This window comes from Chitinophaga cymbidii (genome assembly GCF_007992715.1).
GTDB classification, from domain to species: domain Bacteria; phylum Bacteroidota; class Bacteroidia; order Chitinophagales; family Chitinophagaceae; genus Chitinophaga; species Chitinophaga cymbidii.
In genome coordinates this window covers 1,149,238-1,172,500 of record NZ_BKAU01000001.1, presented here as the reverse complement: position 1 = coordinate 1,172,500, position 23,263 = coordinate 1,149,238, and the positions used below count along the sequence as shown (strand labels likewise).

Here is a 23,263-nt window from a genome sequence, read left to right as displayed (position 1 = left end):
ATTTTTTTTGTTTTTTTAGTTTGTCAGCTCCCTGAACACGTCTTCGAGCGAATGGGAATTGCTCTGCAAAGAAAGGATGTTCCGGTTATTTATCAAAGCGAATTGCAGGAGGTTTTTCCTTACGGTTTCCGCATCAGCCGTATATAGCCGCCATTGATGGCCTTCCGCCGCCACCGCACGGGTTACGCCGGGCAGCGCTTCCAGCTCGGCGGGGCTGACCGCTTCCCCGAAGCTCACCTGGATGTAGCCGCCGGAGCCCTTCTGCAGGGCGCTGATGGCATCGTCCGCGATGATCGTCCCTTTATTGATGATGATCACCCGGCTGCAAACCGCCTCTACTTCCTGCATGATGTGGGTGGACAGCATCACGGTCTTGTTTTCCCCCAGGCTTTTGATCAGCGCCCTGATCTCGGCCAGCTGGTTGGGGTCAAGCCCGGAAGTGGGCTCGTCCAGTATCAGCACCTCGGGGTCGTGCAGCAGCGCCTGGGCCAGGCCCACCCGCTGTTTGTAGCCTTTGGAGAGCGCCCCGATCTTCTTGTGCTGCTCGGGGGTGAGTCCCGTTAACCCGATCATTTCACTGATCCGCTTTTGCGGAGCCTTAATTTTATGCATGCCGGCCATGAATTCCAGGAACTCCCGCACGTACATGTCCGGGTACAGCGGATTGGCCTCCGGGAGGTATCCTACGCGCTTCCTGACTTCCATCGGCTCTTTCACCACATCAAATCCGCAAACGCTGGCCTGTCCCCCGCTTGGCGGCAGGTAACCGGTGATGATCTTCATGGTAGTGGATTTGCCGGCGCCATTGGGACCTAAAAAGCCCACAATCCCGCCTTTCTCCAGTTCAAAGGAGATGTCGTCCACTGCTTTCTGCTGACCATAGTGCTTTGTGAGATGTGAAACGTGAATAGACATGGATCGGTTTTGCGGAGGCTAAAGTAAGCGAAAATTGTGAAAACGGGACCGGGGTTTTGGCCGGTCCCGCCAGTTTCAGGGTAGGTTGAAATTAAAAGAACAGTTGTAGGTTGTTATGATTAGTAAGAACATAAAATTTACAGCCCGGAAATTACAGAAAACAGCGGAGCTTTCAATTTAAAATATATGTTAACCTGAAAGGCATGTTTTTTGATCCGCTAACACGCTTTCTTGTGCGCCGATAATTTTTACCGTTACATTTGTAAGATGAAAAGATCGATCGTTTTTTTGCTTTTGATGCCTCACCTCATAAAGGCACAGCAATTGCCGGAAAAGCACTACCCGAAAGGATATTTCAGGAACCCCTTGAATATACCGATAGAGCTGGCCGGTAATTTCGGCGAGCTGCGGCCGAATCATTTTCACTCGGGAATAGATATCAAAACGCAGCAGCGCGAGAACCTGCCGGTGCATGCCGCGGCGGAGGGCTTTGTAAGCAGAGTGGGCATTTCGCACCTCGGTTTCGGTAATGTGCTGTACATCGATCACCCTAACGGATACACGACCGTATATGCTCACCTGAACCGGTTTTACCCGGAGCTGGAAGCATTTATCAAAAGCAAACAATACGAGCAGGAAAGCTGGGCCACGAACATCACCCTGCCTCCGGGCCAGTTCCCGGTAAAAAAAGGGGAGTTCATTGCCTGGAGCGGCAATACCGGCGGTTCCGGCGGCCCGCACGTACACCTGGAAATACGGGATACGAAAACCGAAAAGCCCGTAAATCCTATGCTGTTCGGCTTTAACATCCCCGATACCCGCCGCCCGGAAATCTCCCGCGTGGTGGTGTATGACCGGAATAAAAGCCTGTATGAGCAGACCCCGAAGGTGGTGCCGGTGAAACTCGTGAAAGGAGAATATGTGGCCACCACGCCGGTGGTGAAAATGGCGACGGACAAAGTGAGCCTGGGCCTGAGCGCCATCGACCGGCAAAGCAATTCCCCCAATCCCAACGGCATCTACGAAGCCATGCTGATCGAAAACGGGGAGATCAACTGCGGATTTCAGCTGGATAATATCGGGTACGACGAAACGCGCTACCTGAACGCGCATATCGATTATAAAATGAAAAAAGGCGGCGGCCCCTACGTACAGCTGCTTTTCTCGCTGCCGGGCAACCACCTTGGCGTATATCACGAAGTGATCGGCGACGGCACCGTTGACCTGTCTGACAAACAGCCGCACCCCGTAACGCTGCGGGTCATAGACGCCTACGGCAATGCATCCAATGTGAAGCTCACCCTGCAGATGAACGGGGACGTTAAGCCGGCGCCGGCCTGCAACAATGCCATGTACCCGGATTCCCGCAACATATTCGAGAACGACGACGTGGAGTTTTTCCTGCAGGAAGGCTCGTTGTATGACGAGGTTTGCTTCCGGTACCTGGAAATCCCCAACAGCAAGGCTTATTCCAGTACCTTCCGGCTGCATACGGCGCTGGTGCCGGTACATTACAGCTTCGGCCTCCGCATCCGGCCCAAACGTACCGTGCCGCCGCATCTGCAGGATAAAATGGTGATCGTGCGAAAAGGCGCGGGCGAGAGCATTTCCGCCGCCACATTTGTGGATGGCTGGTATGAAGGTACTTTCCGGGACCTGGGGGACTTCTACCTCACGGCGGATACGATCCGGCCGAGGGTGACGGTGCTGGGCGGCCTCAAGCCTGGCGCAAACCTTTCCAAAGCCCGGCGCATCGCGTTTTCCATGAGCGATGCCAGCGGCATCCAGTCTTACCGCGCGGAACTGGACGGCAAATGGCTGATGTTCTCGCGGCGGGGCAACGTGCTGTCGTACTCCTTCGACGAGCATTGTCCCCCGGGCAATCACAAGCTGGTCCTCAAAGTGACCGACATCGCAAATAACGAAACCACTTATACATTGACCTTTAAACGATAGTAACCATGACGCATCTAAAACAGGGCGACGCAGCGCCTGATTTTACCGCAAAGGATCAGCACGGGAATACCTTATCCCTGGCTGATTTCAGGGGGCAGAAAACCATCCTCTATTTCTATCCCCACGACATGACAGAGACCTGCACCATTCAGGCCTGCAATCTGCGAGACAACTACAGCCGGCTGCTTGAAAAAGGGTATGCGGTAGTGGGCGTAAGCGAGGATGATGAAAAAAGCCACCAGAAATTCACTGAAAAATACGACCTGCCCTTCCCGCTGCTGGTGGACGTTGACCATACGATACTGAACGCATACGGGGTTTGGGGCGAGAAAACCTTTATGGGCCGCACGTATGACGGCACCATTCGCACTACTTTCCTGATCGATGAAGAAGGGAACATCGCGCACATTATCACGAGGCCGGATTCGGATTACCACGCGCAGGAGATCCTGGAGCTGTGGGACGATGCACAACCGGAAGATGAGGAGGAGGAAGAAGTGGAAGCTGCGGATGATGCGGATGTGGTGAGCAGCAGGGGGAATTTTGGCGACGATGATGATATGGAAGATGATGAAGATGAGGTAGAAGACGGCGATGATGAAGATGATGAAAAGGCTACCAGGGAAGAAATTTCATCTGATCCGGTTGAAAAGGCCAAAGCTGTTGTGCAGGAGTTGAAGGAAGTAGCGACGCATTCGTCTGTTAAGGCCCGCAAGCGGAAAGCGCCGGCTGTGGCGAAGGCGGCGGATGATGCGAAAGCGGTTGCGCTGAAGGAATCTATATCTTCAGGCCAGGCAACCAGGAAACCGAAACCGGCTGCTTCGGGAAAAGCCGCGTCCGGGGAAGCGGCTGCGTCTAAGAAGTCCGCGACTCCAAAAAAATCTGCAGCAAAAAAATCTGCAGCTAAGAAAGCAGCAACTCCGAAGAAAGCAGCGGCGAAGAAATCCGCAGCTAAAAAGGCAGTAGCTCCGAAGAAAGCAGCGGCGAAGAAATCCGCAGCTAAAAAGGCAGTAGCTCCGAAGAAAGCAGCGGCAAAGAAATCCGCTACTAAGAAAGCAGCAACTCCGAAGAAAGCAGCAGCGAAGAAATCGGCAGCTAAAAAGGCAGTAACTCCGAAGAAAGCAGCGGCAAAAAAATCTGCAGCTAAGAAAGCAGCAACTCCGAAGAAGGCGGCAGCGAAGAAATCGGCTACTAAGAAAGCAGCAACTCCGAAGAAGGCGGCAGCAAAGAAATCTGCAGCTAAAAAGGCAGTAGCCCCGAAGAAGGCGGCGGCGAAGAAATCGACTACTAAAAAAGCAGCAACTCCTAAGAAGGCAGCGGCGAAGAAATCCGCAGCTAAAAAAGCAGTAGCTCCGAAGAAATCCGCAGCAAAGAAATCTGCTACTAAAAAAGCAGTCGCTCCCAAGAAAGCAGCAGCCAAGAAACCCGCCGCTAAAAAAGCAACTCCGAAGAAAAGATCCTCCGGAAGAAAATAATCACACCACCACCAAACAAAAACGGGAAAGAAGTCAAGCCTCTTTCCCGTTTTCTATTATCATCAATTGAATTATCTCTTTTGACGCTGTTTCTTGAAGATCTGACCAGTTTTGAACTTGTTACCTTCAGGGCTGCCCACACGGTCCATTGCGCAACGGAACCCTACTGTGTTGGTGGCCATATCTTCCTGCATGAAGCGGCGCGTACCCGGTGAAAGCCAGTAAGCACGGTCGTTCCAGCTACCGCCTTTGATCACGCGGGATTTGTCGTTCACCAGGGAAGTGATGCCGTAGCCATATTCCACGAGGGAGAGAGAGTCACCATCGAGGTAGTTGATCACATCACCTTTCTGATAGTTCAGGCGGCTGGCGGACTCTTCGTCCGTTACATCGCGCATTTTCAGCGCGCCCAGGCTGTCTTTCTCGAACTCTTTCTCGGCGTTCTGATAAACTGTCTGGAATTTGTTACCACGGAAGTAGTTGAAGTCGTCACCATCAATAGTGGTCAACGGCCTGTACACGTCCTGCACCCATTCGCTCACGTTGCCGGACATATTGTAGACACCGAAAGTGTTCGGGAAATAAGACTGAACAGGAGCGGGGATAGACGCACGGTCATTCAGGCCGCCGGCCATACCCATGTTGTCACCGGAGCCACGCTTGAAGTTCGCCAGGAACTGGCCCTGCCAGTTGCCGCGGCGGATATCGCGGAGGCCGCTGTTATTGGTGCCCCAGGAGTAGATCTGCTTGTTCATGATCAGCTCTTCGCCGCGTTTGCCTTCTTTTTTGGAAGGATTCGGGTTCTGGCCGATATATCCCAGCGCTGCATATTCCCATTCTGCTTCTGTGGGCAGGCGGTAGTTGGGCAGCATGATACCATCTTCAAACTGCGCGCCGCGGGGAGAGCCGTCCGCATTGCTGAACTGCTTGCGGGCGCTTTTATTCATTTTGCCGGGGGTACCTTCGTACAGGCCGGCCATGTATGATTTGGAATCAAAGGTGTTGTCGTCCGCCTGGTTCATGATGTCCGCCTGGGACAGCAGGCCCGCGTCCATCAACAGCTTTTCGTTTACACGGTTGGAACGCCATTTGGCATAGTCCGTAGCCTGCTTCCAGGTTACGCCCACCACCGGGTAGTTGTTATAAGCGGGGTGACGGAAGTAATATTCCACCAAAGGCTCATTGTAAGCCAGCTCGCTACGCCAAACCAGGGTGTCCGGCAGCGCGCCGCGGTAAACTTCCGGGAAGGATTCGCCGTACATACGGCTCAGCCAGTAAAGGTATTCGCGGTAGTTGATGTTGGAAACTTCGCTTTCGTCAATATAAAAAGACGATACCGTGATACGGCGGGGAATGTTATTCCAGTCGCCCATCACGTCCTGCTCGGTAGCGCCCATGGCGAAAGTACCGCCCTGAACAAATACCAGGCCCGGACCAGTGAACTGGTCCTTACTCTTGGCAACGGAAAAACCACCCATTTTAGGGTCGTTATACGCCCAACCGGTGGCGGAAGAAGTCTCTTTCTTCTTTCCAAAAAGACCACCGTTCTTACAGGCGGACATCGACGACATTAAGACGCCGGCGCCCAGGATCAAGGATAAGGAGGTTAATCTGCGCATGCTAAAACAGCTTTTATCGATACAATTTAGACTTTCAAATAAGTAAACGCAAATGTAATATTTTTTATTTTATAGCAAAAATAATTAATCTATAACGAAATGCGTTTAATGCTGTACCGTTCCGGTTTGATAACTGCCGGATATACATTAGGTTTGTAAGAAATATAAAACCTCCTGCCGCCCTTATGTTCCGCTCCAGTTTTGTCATTGCCGGCATCATTTTCCTGCTTTGCCGGACGGAAAACGTCCGGGCGCAACGCAGTTATGCCGATAAATCCGTGCTGGCGGAGGGCAACTGGTACAAACTGGCCGTCAAAGAGGCCGGCATCTATAAGATAGACGTTGCGCAGCTCGCCGCGATGGGTATTTCCACCACCAGCCTCCCTTCTTCCAACATCCGCCTCTTCGGCAATGGCGGCGGCATGCTGCCGGAAGACAATGCCGTTCCCCGTCCGGATGACCTTCGCGAAAACGCCATTGCCGTAGTAGACGGGGGCGACGGCATATTTAACGGGAGCGATTATATTTTATTTTACGCGCCCGGCCCCCATACCTGGCAAAAAGATGCCGAAGGCTACCGGCATGCTTATCATCTGTATGCGGATTCCGCGTGTTATTTCCTGCATATTGCTCCCGGTGGTTTGCGCATACAGGCTGATAATGATGTGCTTACCCCCAATTTCTCCGTTACGGCCTACGATTTTCGCGCTTTTTATGAAAAGGATGTCCATAATATTTTGTCCAGCGGAAAAAACTGGCTCGGGGATGCGTTCGGGAATGAGCCCGGCAGTGCTGCCGAGCGCAGTTACCCGTTCGCGTTGCCGGCGGGGTTGACGGACGTGTTCATCCGGTTCAGGGCGGCGGCGCGCAGCACCGGAAGCTCCCGTTTTGACGTGCTGGTGAACGGCACCGTAGCGCAAAGTCTTTATCCGGCGCCGGTCAACGGCAATATTTTTGAGGAATATGCCAGTGTGGTGAACGGATGGTTCCCCGCGCCGGCGGCTTCCCCCATCACCGTGCGGTACCAGGGCAACGCGTCCGCTACCGGCTGGCTGGATTTCCTGGAAGTACAGGGCCGCGCCCCGCTGACCATGCCCGCAGAGGGTGTGCTTCTTTTCCGCGATGCTTCCGGCGTGGGGCCGGGCCGCACCGGAAGGTTCACCATCACGAACGCCAACGCACAAACGCAGGTATGGGACGTTACCGAGCCCGCCCGGCCACGCAGCATTCCGGTGAACCTCACCGGCAACAGCCTGCAATTTTCCGCCAGCTGCGCCACCCTGAAGGAATATGCGGCCTTCACCCCCGCAGATTTACCGCAGCCGTTATATGTCGGGCCGGTGGCGAGCCAAAACCTCCACGGCGGCAGTCCCGCGGACATGATCATCATCACCGCAGACGGACTGGAAGCGGAAGCCGCCCGCCTCGCTGCTTTCCACAGCAACGAGCTGAACGTTATTGCGGTGAAAGTGAACGACATCTATAACGAGTTCGCCTCCGGGAGCCCGGACCCCACCGCCCTCCGCGATTTCGTAAAAATGCATTACGACCGCGGCGGCGCCCGCTACCTGCTGCTCTTCGGCCGCCCGTCCTATAACTATAAAAGCGATCACAACATCGTTCCCACCTGGCAAAGCGAATCCTCCTGGCACGGCATCACCTCTTATATGTCGGACGACTATTTTGGATTTCTCGACGATGGCGATAACATCGGCAACAACGGCCAGGTCAACCTCCTGGACGCAGCCATCGGCCGCCTGCCCGTGAAGAACGCGGCGGAAGCAAAGGCGGTGGTGGACAAGATCATGCAATACCACACCCCGCAGAGCTTCGGCCCCTGGAAAAACGAAATGACCTTTGTGGCGGACGATGAAGACGGCAACCTTCACCTGGAAGATGCCGAAAAGGTAAGCCGGATCATCGAAACGGAACAGCCGCAGTACAACGTCGGCAAGATCTATCTCGATGCTTTCCCGCAAGTCTCCGCATCCGGCGGAAGCCGCTATCCTGCCGTCAATGAAGCGATCACGAACCGTATCAACAGCGGCACGCTCGTCTGGAATTACACTGGCCATGGCGGTTTTTCAAGGCTGGCGGAAGAAGCGGTTCTGGAAGAAGCATCGCTGGCGGGCTGGAAGAACGGCCACCGCCTGCCACTGATGGTTACCGCCACGTGCGATTTCGCGCCGTTCGACAACCCCGCTTTCCAGTCGCTCGGCGAAAAGCTGGTGCTGATGGAAAACGGTGGCGCCATTGCGCTGATGACCACTACCCGCGCGGTGTTCGCCTATTCCAACCTTGTGATGAACGCCAACTATTTCCGGCTTGCCTTTCAGCCGGGCACCACGCTGGGCGAGGGCGCGCGGCGGGCGAAGAACGAAACTTACGCCGGGCTGGGAGATGTGATCAATAACCGGAAGTTCCAGCTGCTGGGGGACCCCGCGCTGCCACTGGCTTACCCGCAATGGCGCGTGTATACGGATTCCATCAATGGTCAGCCCCTAACGGGCACCGATACACTGAAAGCCCTCGGCCGCTATACTCTGCAGGGCAGCGTGCGGGATGCCAACGGCACCATACAGGAGGATTACAACGGCATTATGACCACCACGGTGTTCGACAAGCCCGGCGGCAAAAGCACCCGGGGCAACGACCCCGGCAGCACCGCCGTCGTATACACGCAGCAGGACCGCATCCTTTTCAAAGGCACGCAGCAGGTGCGGAACGGCCGGTTCAGCTGCACGTTCGTGGTGCCGAAAGACATTCTGCAGGAAGCGGGGAACGGGAAGATCAGTTATTATACGCAAAATGAAACCAGCGATGGTGGCGGTTTTTACGATCAACTGGCAGTGAACGGCACCGCTGTGGCGCCGGTGGACAATGAAGGGCCGGAGATCAAAGCCTGGATGAACGATCAGGCTTTCCGGGACGGCGGGCTGACGAATGAAGAACCTCTGCTGCTGGTGCACCTCGCGGATGAGAACGGGATCAATGCCACAGGGAACGGCATCGGTCACGATATCATCGCCATCCTCGACGACAGTGCCCGCTATTATAACATGAACGCCTGGTTTGAAGCAGCGTGGGACGATTACCGGCAGGGGCAGGTCCGGTTCCCGCTGGCCGGTCTCACACCCGGCGAGCACACCCTCACCATCCGCGCCTGGGATACCCATAATAATTCTTCCACCATCCGCCTCCGGTTCAAAGTAGTGCCCAAAGGCGCGCTGGCAGTGGAAAACGTGTTCAATTATCCCAACCCGTTCCGCTCCGCTACCCGTTTCGTATTTACCCATAACCAACAAGGGGCTGATCTTGATATTGTTATACGTATCTTTGCTGCCTCGGGCCTGCAGGTACGTACGATCAGGAGCACAATAAATAACCAGAACGGCCGTTATGATGGCATTCCGTGGAACGGAACTGCCGACTCGGGAGTAAGATTGACCCCTGGCATCTATTTTTATCAGATAGTGGTGAAGAGTAACAGCATGAGCAAAGAAAAAGTGTTTGGCGGAAAGGTCATATTATTGTAGATTACATATTATTTTTTATATAAATCTGATACAAATAATGTATGCCTTTTGACCTTAACTTGAAATTTATAAATTACACATTAATTTTACATTTAAGCTAACTAAATAAACAAGTACTGCATGTTTTCCAGGATAACAATAGCTTTGGTATGCACATTTTCCCTGTCCCTATGTCAAAATACTTTTGCACAGATCAGCTCCGACCAAACGGATGGAAAAGTGAATGCCATTAACACCGCTGTTCCCTTTCTCCGCATTTCCCCTGACGCCAGGAGCGGAGCCATGGGAGACGTTGGCCTCGCGCTTTCCCCTGACGCCAACTCGGTTTACTGGAACCTTTCCAAGCTTCCTTTCGCAGAAAAAAAAGCCGCAATAGCGGTGACCTATACGCCCTGGCTGAAAGAGCTGGTGAACGACGTATTCCTGGCGCAGGTAGCGGGGTATACGCAGATCGATGAAGATCAGTCCATCGGCGCTTCCATGCGTTATTTTTCTTTGGGCGACATCCAGTTTACAGATATGAACCAGGCGGACAACGGCACGTTCCGTCCACGTGAGTTCGCCATCGACGCGGGATATGCCCGCCGGCTGAGCCAGAACTGGTCTATTGGCCTGGCGCTGCGGTACATCCACTCCAGCCTTGCTTCCGGCCTCACCGTTGATCAGCAGACCATTCGTCCCGGCCGCGCCATGGCAGCGGACCTGACCTCTTTTTACACCAAGGATTTTGAAACGGACAACGGCGTCAACACCCTGAGCGTGGGTTTTGCGGTGACCAATATCGGCACCAAAATATCCTATACCCAGTCCGCCCAGAAAGACTTCCTGCCCACCAACCTCGGTCTGGGTACGGCTTACACCATCGGCATAGACGATTATAACAAGGTGACGTTCGCGCTGGACATCAACAAGCTGCTGGTGCCCACTCCGCAAAGCGATAGTACTTATCCCGATAAAAGCGTGCTGGAAGGCATCTTTTCCTCTTTCGGCGATGCGCCGGGCGGCTTTAAGGAAGAGCTGCACGAGCTGATGTACTCCCTCGGCGCCGAATACTGGTACAACAACCAGTTTGCCGTGCGCGCGGGCTATTACAACGAGCATGCTACCAAGGGCAACCGCAAGTTCTTCACGGCCGGCGTGGGCATCAAATATGATATTTTTGGTCTGAACTTCTCTTACCTGGTGCCCTCCGGGGCCGGTATACAGAGGAACCCGCTGTCCAACACCCTGCGCTTTACCCTCTCTTTCGATCTGTCGCGCGGGGATGAATAGCACTGTTTCTTTTGCCATAATGAAATATACAGTCAATAAATCCTCCGTACCTAAGGAGGATTTATTATTTTAGCCAGCTGCCGGAAGGCGCAATTGATAGATTATGAGTAAACTAAGGATAGGATTAGGGGTGGATTTCCACCAACTGGTGCCGGACAGGGATTTCTGGCTCGGCGGCGTGCTGGTGCCGCATCACAAGGGCGCCCTGGGGCACAGCGATGCGGACGTATTGCTGCACGCCATTTGCGACGCCATGCTGGGGGCCGCCAGCCTCGGCGATATCGGCCTGCATTTCCCGGATACGGACCAGGCGTACAAGAATATCGACAGCAAGATATTGCTGGCCCGCTGCCGCGAGCTGATAGCGGAAAAAGGCTACAGTGTGGTGAATGTGGATGCCTCCCTCTGCCTGCAGGCGCCCAAGATCAAGCCCTATGTGCCCCAAATGCAGGAAGTTATTGCGCAGCACATCGGCGTGACCACGGAAGAAGTATCCATCAAGGCCACCACCACCGAAAAACTCGGCTTCGTAGGCCGGGAAGAAGGGGTCGTAGCCTACGCCACCGTATTGCTCGAAAAGCAATAACCGTTAATTTATAACTCTTTACCTTTGCCCAATGGCTGATATTCAAGTTAAGATCATCAATCGTTCAGATAATCCGATGCCCGCATATGCTACGGCTGATGCCGCCGGGATGGACCTCCGCGCCAACCTGGACGCGCCGCTGACGCTGCAATCGCTGGAACGTACGCTGGTGCCCACCGGCCTTTTTATGGAACTGCCTTCCGGTTTTGAAGCGCAGATCAGGCCACGCAGCGGGCTCGCCATCAAACAGGGGCTCACATTGCTGAATACGCCCGGCACGATTGATGCAGACTACAGGGGGGAGATCAAGATCATTATGATCAATCTCTCCGGTGAGCCACAGACCATTCAGCATGGCGACCGCATCGCGCAGATGGTGGTAGCGCCTTTTGTACAGGTAGTGCTGGATGAAGTAAAAGAACTGAGCGAAACAGAAAGAGGAATCGGAGGCTTTGGCCATACCGGAAAATCCTGACCATGCGCCCGATCATTATCGCCATAGCAGCAGGTACCGCGCTCCTGGCGGCGGCATGCGGAAGCAGTAAAAAAATTGCATCCGTACCGGCCCCCCTGCAACAGGAAATCCTGGAGCAGCGGGCGGACAGCCTCTTCTTTGCAGCACAGCGCTCCAAAATGCTCGGCGATTACAAAACGGCCATCACCCAATACTCCGATTATATCCGCCTCAATAAAAAGAATGCCACCGTTTTCTACGAGCTGAGCCGTCTTTTTACAGAAGTACGCAACCCGAACTACGCGCTGGGCTTCGCCCGCAGGGCCGCTTCGATGGACACCTCCAACAAATGGTTCCAGCTGGCGCTCGCGGACGCTTTCACCATGAACGAAATGTTCGACAGCGCCGCGGGGGTGTACGACAAACTCATCCGCCTCAGCCCGCTGGACGACGACCTGCTTTTCAACAAAGGCATGGCCCTTTCCAAAGGCAAGCACTATGCGGAAGCGCTGACCGTGTTCGACACGCTCGAAAAAAGAGTAGGCGTGGTGGAAGACCTTTCCTATCACCGGCAGCGCATCTTCATGCGGCTGGGGATGATCGACAATGCGGCGGCGGAAGTGAGGAAGCTTATTGACCAGGACCCCGCGGAAGTCCGCTACCGCGGCATGCTCGCGGAGATATATGAAGCGGCGGACCGCACGGCGGAAGCGAAAGCGATATATGATACCATCCTCCAGATGGACCCCTATCATCCCCGCGCGCTCATCGCCGTCGCCAACATGGAAAAAAAGAACGGCAACGAACCCAAGTACCGCGCATACCTTGTAAAAGCATTCAGTAACCCGGATTACAGTATCGATGAAAAGATATCTTTCGTATATCCGTACCTGCAAATGCTCGAAACAGACACCACCAAACGCACCGAAGGGCTGCTGCTCACGGACCTTATCGTGGAAGCGCATCCCAACGACGCAAAAGCATATGCCCTCCGGGCAGACATGTTCTCGCAAGGCGATATGCCGGACAGCGCGCTGGTGAATTACCGGAAGGCGCTCAGCCTGGACTCCTCCCGTTTCAGCGTATGGTACCAGATGATGTGGCTCTACTCCCGCACGGATCAGCAGGACTCCCTGCTGCGTGTAAGCGAACACGTTATAGACCGCTTTCCGAAGGAGTTCATGGGATATTATTTCAATGGCCTCGCCAATTATTTCAAACAACGGCCGGACGCGGCGATCAACGCGCTGAATACCGCGCTGTCCATCGGCGGGGAAAAACGTTTTATGGCGGACGTGTATGCGCTGCTGGGCGATACTTACCACGCCACCGGCCTGCACAGCCGCAGCGACAGCAGTTACGACATGGTGCTGACCCTTCGTCCGAAGGACCACATCGTCATGAATAACTACAGCTATTACCTCTCCATGCGCGGGGAAAAGCTCGACAAAGCGGAACAGCTCAGCCGCCGTTCCCTGGAACTGCAGCCGGAAAGCCCTACTTACATGGATACCTACGCCTGGATACTTTTCCGGCTCGGAAAATACAAAGAGGCGAAGGAATGGATAGAAAAAGCCCTGCAACATCCGGAAGCACAGCAGGACCCGGATGTGCTGGAACATTACGGTGATATCCTTTTCAACCTGAATGAAAAAGATAGGGCCGTTGAGTACTGGCAGCTGGCAAAAGCAAAAGGCGCTAATTCCAAAGGGCTCGCCCGGAAAATAGCGGAGAAACGTTATATCAAAAGTGTGGACCGCTGAGCGGCCTAAATCACGATTCCTACAATGAAGCAGAAAAGAGTACTACCGATTGTTGCATGTTTGGTCAGCCTGGCATTGTTCTCCTGCCGATCTACCCGCACCATCACGCGCGCAACTTTCCCCTCGGATACAACCGCCAGAAGCACCGATTCCCTCAGCCGGGAAAAGGAAAGCGCGCTGGCAAAATCCATCGTTGAAAAAGTCAATGCCAACCGCATCACCTTCAAAACATTCACGGCCGAGCTGAAAATGGATTATGAGGACGACAAGGGAAAGAAAATGAACAACCTCGGCGTGAACATCCGCATGCAGCACGACAGCGTGATCTGGGTAAGGATCTCCGGCCCGCTGAACGTGGAAGGCGCCCGCGTGCTCATCACGAAAGACAGCATCAAGATCGTGAACCGCATGGAAGGCACCGTAACGCTGCGGGATGCGGACGAAGCGCAGGAACTGCTGAAGCTCAGCATGGACTTCGCCACCCTGCAGGACCTGATCATCGGCAATCCTGTTTTCCTGTCGGATTCCATTACCAACATCGTTACCACCCAGTCCGTGATATCATTTGCCTCCGTGCAGGAGGGGCTGACCAGTCTTTTTAATGTTTTTGCCGATGATTATGTATTGCAGCAATGCAAGATCACGGAAAAAGACAACAACAGCGCCACGCCGCGGACGGGGGAGCTGACCTATGGCGATCACAAAACGGTGGACGGGCGTAAATTCTCCTTCCAGCGCAGGATCTACGCGGAAGATAAAAGTGTGGTGAAGGTAGCGCTGGATTTCAAGAAGGTGGAGTTCGATCATACGCTGACCTTTCCGTTCCCCGTTCCTAGCCGCTATACACGTCAGTAACGCAATTTCGTAGTATATTTAACGTTATTAAACATCACTAATCATCAAAATGGTGCAATTGAAAAAGTTTATCCCTGTCTTACTGTTGGCGCTGGCGCTGATGCCTGCTGTTCTGAAAGCACAGAACAACCAACCTTCGCGGGAAGAACTGGAGCAGCGGAAGCGGGAACTGCAGAAGGAGATGGATGCTGCTCAGGCCATGCTGAATGAGACCAAGAAATCAAGTAAGGAAAGCCTCGCACAGCTGCGCGCGATCCGCGCCAAGATAGATCTGCGCAGCCGCATGATCCGCAATATCAATGACGAGATCAAGTTCATCAACAGCGACATCAACGCCGCGCACCGCGATGTAAAAACGCTGGAGCGGGACCTGGATACGCTGAAGCAGCAATATGCGCAGCTGATCGTATCCGCCTACAAGAACCGCAGCTCGTATACCATGCTCAACTTCATCTTTTCGGCGGACAGCTTCAATGAGGCGATCAAGCGGTACCAGTACCTCAAACAATACCGCGAGTTCCGCAGCCGCCAGGCTTCCAACATCCTGGAAACGCAGGAGCAGCTGCGGCTGAAAGTGAAGAACCTGGAAGAGCAGCGCCAGAAGCGTTCCGCCACGCTGAAAACCGAGCAGGAGCAGCGCGAGATCATAGAAAAGGACAGGAAGGAGAAGGATGAAGTGGTGACCAAGCTGAAGGGAAGGGAGAAGGAGCTGCTGGCGGACATCAATCAGAAAAAGAAAGATCAGAAGAAAGTGCAGGACGCTATCCGCGCGGTGATCCGCAAGGAAATTGAAGATGCGCGCAGGAAAGCGGCCGCCGAAGAGCTGGCCCGCAAGAAAGCCGCGGAAGCGGAGCGCAAGCGCAGGGAAGAAGAACGGAAACGCGCCCTCGCAGCGAACGAAGCCGCCAGAGCGAACAATAACACCGCGGCAAATGTGCCGCCGCCCGTTGTCGAAACACCGGCTCCGGCTGAATCCCCCGCTGAAAAACCTTCACGTGTGCTCAACGTGCTCGAAGCCACACCGGAAGCAGTGGCCTTGTCAGATAACTTCGAAGCCAACAAAGGAAAGCTCCCCTGGCCCATCGAATCCGGCATTATCCTCAGCTTCTTCGGCAAGCAGAAGAATGCGGACATGGAAAGGATCACCGAAGAGAACGACGGCATCCGCTTCGGCACCCGGCGTGGCGGAAATGTAAAGGCCGTGTTCGAAGGCGAGATCCGCAGGGTGTTTACTGTGCCCGGCGCGGGATATGTAGTGATGATCCGGCATGGCCAGTTTTTTACCAACTACATCGGTCTGCAGAATATCAATGTGAAGTCCGGCGACAAAGTGAGAACAGGGCAGGTGATCGGTACTGCAAGATCTAACGAAGATGAGAGCGCAGGCGTAGTGGAGCTGCAGATCTATAAAGGCACGGCGTTGCAGAATACGAACGGTTGGATCAAGCGGTAATCATTCCGTTAAAAGATAAAAAAAAGGATGCACCATGAAGTGCATCCTTTTTTCATTTCGGCTGGCTAAGTTTCTCCCCGAACAGCACACTGTCATACAACGCCTCATACTGTGGAATAATATTGTCGATGTGAAAGCGCAACGCCTGGTCCAGCGCGCCCTGCCGCAGGTGCGCCAGCAGCTTTTCATCCTTCAGCACGCGGATGGCGTTGGCCGCCATGTTCTCCACGTCCCCCACCGCGCTGCTATAGCCGGTCTGCCCATCGATATTGATCTCCGGCAAACCGCCCGCGTTGGAAGACAGCACCGGCACCTGCGAAGCCATGGCTTCCAGGGCGGCAAGGCCGAAGCTTTCATACTCCGAAGGCAGCAGGAAAAGATCGCTGATAGACATCACGTCTTCCAGCTGCTCCTGTTTGCCCACAAAGCGGATATCATCGCACAGCCCCAGTTCCCGGCACATGCATTCGATGGCCGGCCGGTCCGGCCCGTCGCCCACCAGCAGCAGTTTGGCGGGCAGCGCCTCCCGTACCTTCGCGAACACTTTTACAACATCCGGCACACGTTTTACCTTTCGGAAGTTCGACACGTGCAGCAATATTTTTTCGTTATTCGGCGCGATGGCCTGCCGGAAGTGCGGCAGCTCGCGTCGCCGGAAACGGCTGGTATCCACGAAGTTGTAGATCACTGAAATCTCCTTCTCAATGTCGAACGACTTGTAGGTTTCTTCCCGCAGGTTGTTGGACACAGCGGTGATGGCGTCCGACTCGTTGATCGAAAAGGCCACCACAGGGGCGTACGTTTTGTCTTTCCCCACCAGCGTAATATCTGTGCCGTGCAATGTTGTGATGAACGGTATGTGCCTGCCCTGCTTGGCAACGATCTGCTGCGCCAGGTAAGCGGTGGACGCATGCGGGATGGCGTAATGCACATGCAGCAGGTCCAGCTTCTGGTTCAGGATAACGTCTACCATCGTGCTGCTCAACGCGCTTTCGTAAGGCGGAAAATCGAACAGCGGGTAGGTAGGCACCTGTACTTCGTGATAATAAATATTGGCGTGAAACGCATTCAGCCGAACGGGTTGCTGATAGGTGATGAAATGTACCATATGTCCCTTATCTGCCAGTGCTTTTCCCAGTTCCGTAGCCAGCACACCACTACCCCCGTATGTAGGGTAGCAAACGATTCCTATGCGCATCCGTAAAGTGGATTTTGTGAGACGCTAAGGTAAGTAATTTACGCGCATGTCGGAATCGCCCTCTGTCATCCCATCTTCATTTGGGGTTGAGTGGCAGATTGATTAGTTTTAGCCTCAAATCTATTTCGCTACATGAGAAAACCGCTTCTATTATGGACCGCCTGCTGCATGGCCCTGACCAGCTATGCGCAGCAGGACGATTCCCTTGCCATCCGCCGTATCGCAGACGAAATATTAACAAATAGTAAAGCTTATGACAACCTCCGGGTGCTGACCAAAACCATCGGCGGACGCCTGGCGGGATCGCCGCAAATGGTGAAAGCGGAAAAGTGGGGAGAGGCGGCTTTGCGCGATGCGGGGGCGGACAAGGTATATACGCAGGAATGCATGGTGCCGCACTGGGTGCGCGGCGATAAGGAACAGGCCCGCATCATCAGCAACCGCCGGGACTTTGTGCCGCCGCTGAACGTCACCGCTCTCGGCAATTCCGTGGGTACCGGCCCCAAAGGCGTCACGGCTTCTGTTATCGAAGTAAAGTCTTTTGACGAGCTGGAAAGCCGGAAAGACGAGATAAAAGGGAAGATCGTGTTTTACAATTATCCCTTCAACCCGCGGTTCGTGAAAACCTTCAACGCTTACGGCGACGCGGTGAAGTACCGCGGGCAGGGCCCCAGCCGCGCGTCGAAATACGGCGCCGTGGCCGTGATCGTACGTTCCATGAGCCATAGTACAGACAATCATCCGCATACCGGCGGCACGCATTATAACGACTCCTTCCCGAAGATCGCCGCGGTAGCCATCGGCCTGCAGGACGCCGAACGCCTCAGCAAGCGCATCGCGGGCGACCGGAGCGCAAAGGTTTTCCTCCGCACCACCTGCGAAATGCGGCCGGACACCATCGGGCATAACATCATCGGCGAGCTGCGTGGCAGCGAGTTCCCGGATGAATACATCACCGTTGGCGGCCACCTCGATTCCTGGGATAATTGTGAAGGCGCGCATGACGATGGCGCCGGCTGCGTGCAGTCCATCGAGCTGCTGCGGGCCTACAAAAAGCTCGGCATCCGCCCCAAACGCACGGTCCGCGTGGTATTGTTCGCCAATGAGGAGAACGGCACCCGCGGCGGCAGAAAATATGCGGAGCTGGCCAAAGCAAACAACGAAAAGCATCTCTTTGCGCTGGAAAGCGACGCCGGCGGCTTCACGCCACGGGGCTTCATGTTCGAGATGGAAACCGCGCGGCGGGATAAAGTAAAAAGCTGGGCCTCACTGCTCCTGCCATACGGCATCTATGATTTTGATGAAGTAGGCGGCGGCGTGGACGTGATGCCCCTGCACCGCGAGCTGGGCATACCGGTGTCTGAACTTTCTCCCGACTCGCAACGTTATTTTGATATCCATCATGCCGCGTCCGACGTATTCGAGGCCGTGAACAAACGGGAGCTGGAAATGGGGGCCGTGGCCATGAGCGCGCTGATCTACCTCGTTGACAAATACGGTTTATAACAACTTTTATGAGAAGATTTGTATTCATTATTGTAGCCGTTATCGTAGCCGTGCTGGCTATATTTTTCCTGTACCGCTACTACTTTGTTTTTGGCCGCGGCGCAAAGGCCGGCGAGCTGAACTTCTTTGTGCAGAAAGGATATGTCTGGAAGACCTACGAAGGAAGGCTGATCCAGAGCGGTTTCAAGCCACAGAACCTCGGTGGCGTGCAATCCAATGAATTCGAGTTTTCCGTTACCGATGAAAAGGTGGCGCAGCAGCTGATGGGCAGCAGCGGAAAACTGCTGGAGCTGCATTACAAGGAATACCTGGGCACATTACCGTGGCGCGGAATGAGTAAATATATTGTGGACAGCGTTATTTCTGTGACAGATCCCGCTACCGGAAGAAAGGTAACGTTCTAAAAAGATCACGCACCTGCATACAACAAAAATATCGCCGGACGCTTGTGGAAGTCCGGCCCCGCCTGCTTTTTCCATTGCCCTACGCTTTGCGTGCGGATATATTCCGTGGGCGCCGTCAGGTCTGCCGCTACGCACAGCAGGGTGCGGTCTTTACAATTCGCAAGAATATCTTTCAGCAACTGGTTGTTGCGGTAAGGCGCTTCAATGAATAGTTGTGTTTGCGATTTGCGGGCGGAGGTGCTCTCCAGCTCCCTTATCGCCTGCGCCCTTTCATGCGGCTTCACCGGCAGATACCCCGAAAACTGAAAGTGCTGTCCGTTCATACCCGATGCCATCAGCGCCAGGAGCATGGAGTTGGGACCTACAAGCGGGATAACGGTGGCGCCCACGCTATGGGCGGTTTGCACCACCAGCTGCCCGGGGTCCGCAATGGCGGGGCATCCCGCTTCGCTGATCACGCCGATCTCTTTCCCTTCCTGCAGCAGCCTGCGCGCCAGCGTAAGGTCCGGCGGATGATGCTCGTTCATGAGCAGCAGCTGCAGTGAATCGATATCGATACTTTTGTCCAGCGCCTTCAGAAAGCGGCGGGCCGTGCGTTCATTTTCCACATAAAAGATCCGGAGCTGCCGCACCGTTTCCGTGATATAGGCAGGCAGGGAGAACAAAGCGTCCGCGCTCAATACGGTGGGGATGAGATATACTTTACCGGGCTGGCTCATCAGGCAGGCGTTGTTGTTGTAAGTGAATGGTGGCGGCGATCACGGCGTAGCAAGGCGCCAGCACCCAGCCGATCACAGGAATGAACATCAGCAGGTAAAAAACAAGACCGTTGCCGATGGCCATGCCTTTATGCTGACCGATGTATTTGATGCTTTGTCCCATCGACCAGCGGCGGCGCTCAAAGCTGTAATCCATCATCGAAAAACCGAAATAATAACATTCCACGAAAAGAGCTATGAGCGGCGTCAGCCAGCCGAGTATCGGAATGAAGGCCAGTATCGCAATGATGAGCATGAAAAGCGTCTGGTATAAAAGATTGCGGAGCGATAGTTTGATGCCGCGCGCCACATCCTTCATCAACTGTGAAAAAGAAAAAGGAAAGTCCTTGTTCTGCAGGATCGCTTCGGTTTTCTCCGACAGGTACGCGAACACCGGCGAGCCCACGATCAGGAAAAGATATTTGAAGAACGAAAAATACATGAGCAGGAACACCATCCGCACCGCAAAGCCCACCAGCAGGAAAAGAAAGTTCACCCATCCGTTCTGCAGCTCCTCGATCCAGGTCTTCAGCGTCAGCAGGTTCAGCACATAGTCAATGAACACGCCGGAGTAATCCCAAACGAAATAAATGCCGGTAACAAACAGGATGCAGTAAATGATGCCGGGTATATAGATCCACTTCCACAGCCGGTGCTGTGTGATAAATTGATGCGCTTTACCATAGGATTGTATGGCTTCGAGTACTTCTCTTAGTGAAAACAACGGTCCTTCTTTTTTTAGTAATGACGAAACAGGTATGAAGGAGTAACTTAGGAACAACGAATGTAACGTAGCTAAATTAATAATATTTTGCAGCATGACTAAACTGGAAAATAGTTTTTATGAACGGCCGGATGTTTTGAAGATAGCGCAGGAGCTGCTGGGCAAGCTGCTGGTAACGGAGATCGGCGGCCGGCGTACATCCGGAAGGATCGTGGAAACGGAGGCGTACCGCGGTGCAACGGACAGGGCCTCACATGCATGGAACAACCGCCGTACCCGGCGAACGGAGGTCATGTACGGCGCGGGAGGCGTGGCATATGTGTACCTCTGCTATGGTATTCATCATCTTTTCAATGTGGTCACCAACGTGAAGGATGTGCCGCATGCGGTGCTGGTGCGTGGACTGGAGCCGGTGGAAGGAATTGATACGATGTTGTGGAGATGCGGCAAGCAGAAGCTGGATACCACGCTCACAGCGGGCCCCGGCAGTTTGTCCAAAGCCCTCGGCATCACCACGGAGCTGACCGGCGAAAGCCTCTCCGGCAATGTGCTCTGGATAGAAGATGCGCTCCGGGTGCCGAGAAAAGAGATCGTGGCGGGCACGCGGGTAGGTGTGGCCTATGCGCTGGATGACGCTTATCTGCCTTACCGTTTTTCTGTAAGAGGAAATCCCTGGGTGAGCAAAGGGAAAGGGCTTTAGAACTTCGGACAGAGCGTTCTGTTGTTCTTTTCGTTCCTGGTGCTGATGTAGATCACAGACAGTTCCATCCCCCCGCGGTAATTCGATGCGGGCTTCAGGGTGGAAGTGTTCAGGTCATATGAAAGCCCCACTTTGAAACTGCTGAATTCCAGTCCGAGGTAAGGATTTACAGCGTCTTTTAAACGGCACCAGGCGCCCACGTAAAAAGTGGTCGGCGCATCCTGCATGTCGTTCAGCAAAAAGCCGTAAGCGCCGCCGAAAGTGGTTTCCGTGGCCTGGTTCTGCCTCATATAGTGCGCGCTAATGTGGATGCGGTTATTGCCGTTCACCGGGAAGGAGCCGCCGCCGTGTACAGTGTAGCGGTAACTGAGCCGGTTATTGTCCTGCCCCATGAACGTTTCCGTAGGTTGCGTGAAGTGGTAGTAGGATACCCCCATGTAAAGGTTGGAAGATTCCCCCACCAGCCCGCTGTACAGCAATCCCACGTTATAATCGAGGTAGGAAATATTGGGCGTAACGATGCTCTCGTTGCTGGGAAGCGCCGGGTCATACCCGTTGTCCCCGATCTGGTTTTCGAACTGCAGCTTGCTCTGGTCGATGCGTTTCTGCACCCAGGCGGCCTGCAGACCGAGGCCCAGCGTATGATTCCCTTCCACGTCCAGCCCCTTGTGATAAGCCGTGCTGATGCCTACGTAGTTGGACGTTAAAGCGCCGGCGCCGGTTTTGTCGTACAGCGCCAGGATGCCCACCCCCCAGGTATCCGTGTAAGAAATGGTATTTTTCAGAATGCCGAAATCAGCAGATAATGTACCGGTGATATAAGGCGACGCAATGCTGCGCCATTGTGAACGGTAGTTGCCGGCAAGCCGGAGGTCGCCGGAAAAGTAGCCGGTAAAGGCCGGGTTCAAAGTAAGCGGTGACGCGAAAAACTGCGTAAAATGCGGGTCCTGTGCTTTAGCTGGACTGAAGGCAACATAAAGGGCTATGGTTAATAGGAGTAGAGCTTTTTTCATACTTCTCGGTTAAAGCATATAGGGACGCTATACAATGTGAAGGTACAAAACTAATTTCATATTTCAAATTAAATCTATATAACGAAAGCAGCCACAGTAAACAATTATAATAGATTTAAAATGTGCAATGCAGGATGTAGAACAGTCTGATGTTTTCCGGTCGATGCTTTTGCATAACGTCAGATCACTGGAAATATTGTTGGCCTTTACGATAATATAACGTCCGTCTGGATGATTTTGTTACTGTTGTAATTTGGACCCGAAGGCCAGGTCGCCGGCGTCTCCCAGGCCCGGCACAATGTAGCCTTTGGCGGTCAGCTCGTCGTCGATGTCGCCGGCCCAGATGCTGATGTTGGCGTCTGCGTTCCTTTGTACATATTCAATGCCGATGGTGCAGGCGATGGCCGTAACGATATGGATATGAGCCGGTTTTCCAAATGCCTGCAGGTGGTCGATGGTTTTCACAAGCGAAGCGCCGGTGGCGAGCATGGGATCGGAAAGGATGAGCACCTGATCGTCCAGCGGTGGGCAGGATACATATTCGAGGCTGATCTCGAAGGAGCCGTCCCGGTTATGTTTGCGGTACGCGGAGATGTATGCATGGTCCGCCTTGTCGAAATAATTCTGGAGGCCCTGGTGGAGCGCCAGCCCTGCACGGAGGATGGTGCCCAGGATGGGCTGATGCTTCAGCACCCGGCAGTTCGCGAACCCCAGCGGGGTCTGCACTTCCTTGTCGGTGTAAGTGAGTGTTTTGCTGATCTCGTAGGCCGCCACTTCGCCGAGCCTTTCAAGGTTTCGCCTGAAGCGCATCCGGTCGGTCTGGATCTCTGCGTCCCTGATCTCGCTGACCCAGTCCCCGATCAGCGAGTTGGTTTCACTCAAATTTATTATCATATGCCCTGCCTTTTTGCAGGGAGCAAAATACCACTTTATTTTGATAGGACGCGGGTTTGATGGGGATTTTCAGGATGAATTTGCAGTGGTGGACGGGAAGCGTGCCGCGTGCTCCCCATCCACCTGCAATCCTGATTTTCTGTAAAGCCGGTATGCCACCAGTGTGCCGGAAAAAACAGCAG

Annotated in this window: 19 protein-coding genes; 12 read left to right on the top strand and 7 right to left on the bottom strand. The window is 54.0% G+C overall.

The window, feature by feature from the left end; all coding sequences use genetic code 11:
- Positions 1 to 15 precede the first annotated feature (15 nt).
- Positions 16 to 915, bottom strand: coding sequence for a gliding motility-associated ABC transporter ATP-binding subunit GldA (gene gldA / locus CCY01nite_RS04570; protein ID WP_146858225.1), 900 nt, complete (start codon positions 913 to 915; stop codon positions 16 to 18).
- A 297-nt stretch (positions 916 to 1,212) separates the two neighbouring features.
- Here gldA and CCY01nite_RS04565 point away from each other — a divergent pair, with 297 nt between their 5' ends.
- Positions 1,213 to 2,871, top strand: a complete 1,659-nt coding sequence (locus tag CCY01nite_RS04565; RefSeq protein ID WP_186830901.1) for a M23 family metallopeptidase — start codon at positions 1,213 to 1,215, stop codon at positions 2,869 to 2,871.
- 5 nt (positions 2,872 to 2,876) lie between these two features.
- A complete protein-coding gene (gene bcp / locus CCY01nite_RS26555; protein ID WP_186830900.1) occupies positions 2,877 to 4,346 on the top strand; it encodes a thioredoxin-dependent thiol peroxidase in 1,470 nt (489 codons plus the stop codon).
- Between the two features lie 71 nt (positions 4,347 to 4,417).
- Here bcp and CCY01nite_RS04550 read toward each other — a convergent pair whose 3' ends face one another.
- Positions 4,418 to 5,965, bottom strand: a complete 1,548-nt coding sequence (locus CCY01nite_RS04550) for an SUMF1/EgtB/PvdO family nonheme iron enzyme (RefSeq protein ID WP_146858221.1) — start codon at positions 5,963 to 5,965, stop codon at positions 4,418 to 4,420.
- 185 nt (positions 5,966 to 6,150) lie between these two features.
- Between CCY01nite_RS04550 and porU the strand changes: the two genes are divergently transcribed.
- The 7 genes from porU (at position 6,151) to CCY01nite_RS04515 (ending at position 15,884) form a co-directional block, all read left to right on the top strand.
- Entirely contained in the window at positions 6,151 to 9,501 is a 3,351-nt protein-coding gene (gene porU / locus CCY01nite_RS04545) for a type IX secretion system sortase PorU (protein WP_146858219.1), read from the top strand.
- A gap of 120 nt (positions 9,502 to 9,621) precedes the next feature.
- The gene (porV, locus tag CCY01nite_RS04540) at positions 9,622 to 10,773 is read left to right on the top strand and encodes a type IX secretion system outer membrane channel protein PorV (protein ID WP_146858218.1); all 1,152 of its coding nucleotides are present in this window, start codon (positions 9,622 to 9,624) and stop codon (positions 10,771 to 10,773) included.
- Between the two features lie 103 nt (positions 10,774 to 10,876).
- Positions 10,877 to 11,359, top strand: coding sequence for a 2-C-methyl-D-erythritol 2,4-cyclodiphosphate synthase (gene ispF, locus CCY01nite_RS04535; protein WP_146858216.1), 483 nt, complete (start codon positions 10,877 to 10,879; stop codon positions 11,357 to 11,359).
- 31 nt (positions 11,360 to 11,390) lie between these two features.
- Positions 11,391 to 11,834, top strand: a complete 444-nt coding sequence (dut, locus tag CCY01nite_RS04530; protein ID WP_186830899.1) for a dUTP diphosphatase — start codon at positions 11,391 to 11,393, stop codon at positions 11,832 to 11,834.
- Positions 11,835 to 11,836: 2 nt separating this feature from the next.
- Positions 11,837 to 13,576 carry a tetratricopeptide repeat protein gene (locus CCY01nite_RS04525; RefSeq protein WP_146858214.1) on the top strand — a complete coding sequence of 580 codons (1,740 nt, stop codon included), beginning with the start codon at positions 11,837 to 11,839 and terminating at the stop codon, positions 13,574 to 13,576.
- A gap of 24 nt (positions 13,577 to 13,600) precedes the next feature.
- Entirely contained in the window at positions 13,601 to 14,431 is an 831-nt protein-coding gene (gene lolB1, locus CCY01nite_RS04520) for a lipoprotein insertase outer membrane protein LolB1 (protein WP_146858212.1), read from the top strand.
- A 58-nt stretch (positions 14,432 to 14,489) separates the two neighbouring features.
- A complete protein-coding gene (locus CCY01nite_RS04515) occupies positions 14,490 to 15,884 on the top strand; it encodes a murein hydrolase activator EnvC family protein (protein WP_186830898.1) in 1,395 nt (464 codons plus the stop codon).
- 52 nt (positions 15,885 to 15,936) lie between these two features.
- Here CCY01nite_RS04515 and bshA read toward each other — a convergent pair whose 3' ends face one another.
- Entirely contained in the window at positions 15,937 to 17,082 is a 1,146-nt protein-coding gene (gene bshA, locus CCY01nite_RS04510; RefSeq protein WP_146858207.1) for an N-acetyl-alpha-D-glucosaminyl L-malate synthase BshA, read from the bottom strand.
- 132 nt (positions 17,083 to 17,214) lie between these two features.
- On the opposite strand from bshA, the gene CCY01nite_RS04505 reads away from it, so the two are divergent.
- Both CCY01nite_RS04505 and CCY01nite_RS04500 read left to right on the top strand, forming a co-directional pair.
- On the top strand, positions 17,215 to 18,588 hold the full coding sequence (locus tag CCY01nite_RS04505) for a M20/M25/M40 family metallo-hydrolase (protein WP_146858205.1): 1,374 nt from the start codon (positions 17,215 to 17,217) through the stop codon (positions 18,586 to 18,588).
- Positions 18,589 to 18,596: 8 nt separating this feature from the next.
- On the top strand, positions 18,597 to 18,992 hold the full coding sequence (locus tag CCY01nite_RS04500; RefSeq protein ID WP_146858203.1) for a hypothetical protein: 396 nt from the start codon (positions 18,597 to 18,599) through the stop codon (positions 18,990 to 18,992).
- Positions 18,993 to 18,997: 5 nt separating this feature from the next.
- On the opposite strand, the gene CCY01nite_RS04495 is transcribed toward CCY01nite_RS04500, so the two are convergent.
- Complete coding sequence (locus CCY01nite_RS04495) at positions 18,998 to 19,711, bottom strand: SAM-dependent methyltransferase (protein ID WP_146858201.1); 714 nt, start codon at positions 19,709 to 19,711, stop codon at positions 18,998 to 19,000.
- On the bottom strand, positions 19,695 to 20,474 hold the full coding sequence (locus CCY01nite_RS04490; protein ID WP_146858199.1) for an EI24 domain-containing protein: 780 nt from the start codon (positions 20,472 to 20,474) through the stop codon (positions 19,695 to 19,697). Before CCY01nite_RS04490 ends, CCY01nite_RS04495 begins: the two co-directional genes overlap by 17 nt.
- 94 nt (positions 20,475 to 20,568) lie before the next feature.
- Here CCY01nite_RS04490 and CCY01nite_RS04485 point away from each other — a divergent pair, with 94 nt between their 5' ends.
- Positions 20,569 to 21,174 carry a DNA-3-methyladenine glycosylase gene (locus CCY01nite_RS04485; RefSeq protein ID WP_146858197.1) on the top strand — a complete coding sequence of 202 codons (606 nt, stop codon included), beginning with the start codon at positions 20,569 to 20,571 and terminating at the stop codon, positions 21,172 to 21,174.
- Here CCY01nite_RS04485 and CCY01nite_RS04480 read toward each other — a convergent pair.
- Together CCY01nite_RS04480 and upp are read right to left on the bottom strand one after the other, a co-directional pair.
- Complete coding sequence (locus CCY01nite_RS04480; RefSeq protein ID WP_146858195.1) at positions 21,171 to 22,187, bottom strand: PorP/SprF family type IX secretion system membrane protein; 1,017 nt, start codon at positions 22,185 to 22,187, stop codon at positions 21,171 to 21,173. The two genes, CCY01nite_RS04485 and CCY01nite_RS04480, sit on opposite strands and share 4 nt — an antisense overlap.
- A 240-nt stretch (positions 22,188 to 22,427) precedes the next feature.
- Entirely contained in the window at positions 22,428 to 23,081 is a 654-nt protein-coding gene (gene upp, locus CCY01nite_RS04475; RefSeq protein WP_146858193.1) for a uracil phosphoribosyltransferase, read from the bottom strand.
- Between the last annotated feature and the right edge of the window lie 182 nt (positions 23,082 to 23,263).

Coding starts and splice junctions, on each gene's coding strand:
- gldA (WP_146858225.1), bottom strand. CDS start 915: ATGTCTATTCACGTTTCACATCTCACAAAGCACTATGGTCAGCAGAAA.
- CCY01nite_RS04565 (WP_186830901.1), top strand. CDS start 1,213: ATGCCTCACCTCATAAAGGCACAGCAATTGCCGGAAAAGCACTACCCG.
- bcp (WP_186830900.1), top strand. CDS start 2,877: ATGACGCATCTAAAACAGGGCGACGCAGCGCCTGATTTTACCGCAAAG.
- CCY01nite_RS04550 (WP_146858221.1), bottom strand. CDS start 5,965: ATGCGCAGATTAACCTCCTTATCCTTGATCCTGGGCGCCGGCGTCTTA.
- porU (WP_146858219.1), top strand. CDS start 6,151: ATGTTCCGCTCCAGTTTTGTCATTGCCGGCATCATTTTCCTGCTTTGC.
- porV (WP_146858218.1), top strand. CDS start 9,622: ATGTTTTCCAGGATAACAATAGCTTTGGTATGCACATTTTCCCTGTCC.
- ispF (WP_146858216.1), top strand. CDS start 10,877: ATGAGTAAACTAAGGATAGGATTAGGGGTGGATTTCCACCAACTGGTG.
- dut (WP_186830899.1), top strand. CDS start 11,391: ATGGCTGATATTCAAGTTAAGATCATCAATCGTTCAGATAATCCGATG.
- CCY01nite_RS04525 (WP_146858214.1), top strand. CDS start 11,837: ATGCGCCCGATCATTATCGCCATAGCAGCAGGTACCGCGCTCCTGGCG.
- lolB1 (WP_146858212.1), top strand. CDS start 13,601: ATGAAGCAGAAAAGAGTACTACCGATTGTTGCATGTTTGGTCAGCCTG.
- bshA (WP_146858207.1), bottom strand. CDS start 17,082: ATGCGCATAGGAATCGTTTGCTACCCTACATACGGGGGTAGTGGTGTG.
- CCY01nite_RS04505 (WP_146858205.1), top strand. CDS start 17,215: ATGAGAAAACCGCTTCTATTATGGACCGCCTGCTGCATGGCCCTGACC.
- CCY01nite_RS04500 (WP_146858203.1), top strand. CDS start 18,597: ATGAGAAGATTTGTATTCATTATTGTAGCCGTTATCGTAGCCGTGCTG.
- CCY01nite_RS04495 (WP_146858201.1), bottom strand. CDS start 19,711: ATGAGCCAGCCCGGTAAAGTATATCTCATCCCCACCGTATTGAGCGCG.
- CCY01nite_RS04485 (WP_146858197.1), top strand. CDS start 20,569: ATGACTAAACTGGAAAATAGTTTTTATGAACGGCCGGATGTTTTGAAG.
- CCY01nite_RS04480 (WP_146858195.1), bottom strand. CDS start 22,187: ATGAAAAAAGCTCTACTCCTATTAACCATAGCCCTTTATGTTGCCTTC.
- upp (WP_146858193.1), bottom strand. CDS start 23,081: ATGATAATAAATTTGAGTGAAACCAACTCGCTGATCGGGGACTGGGTC.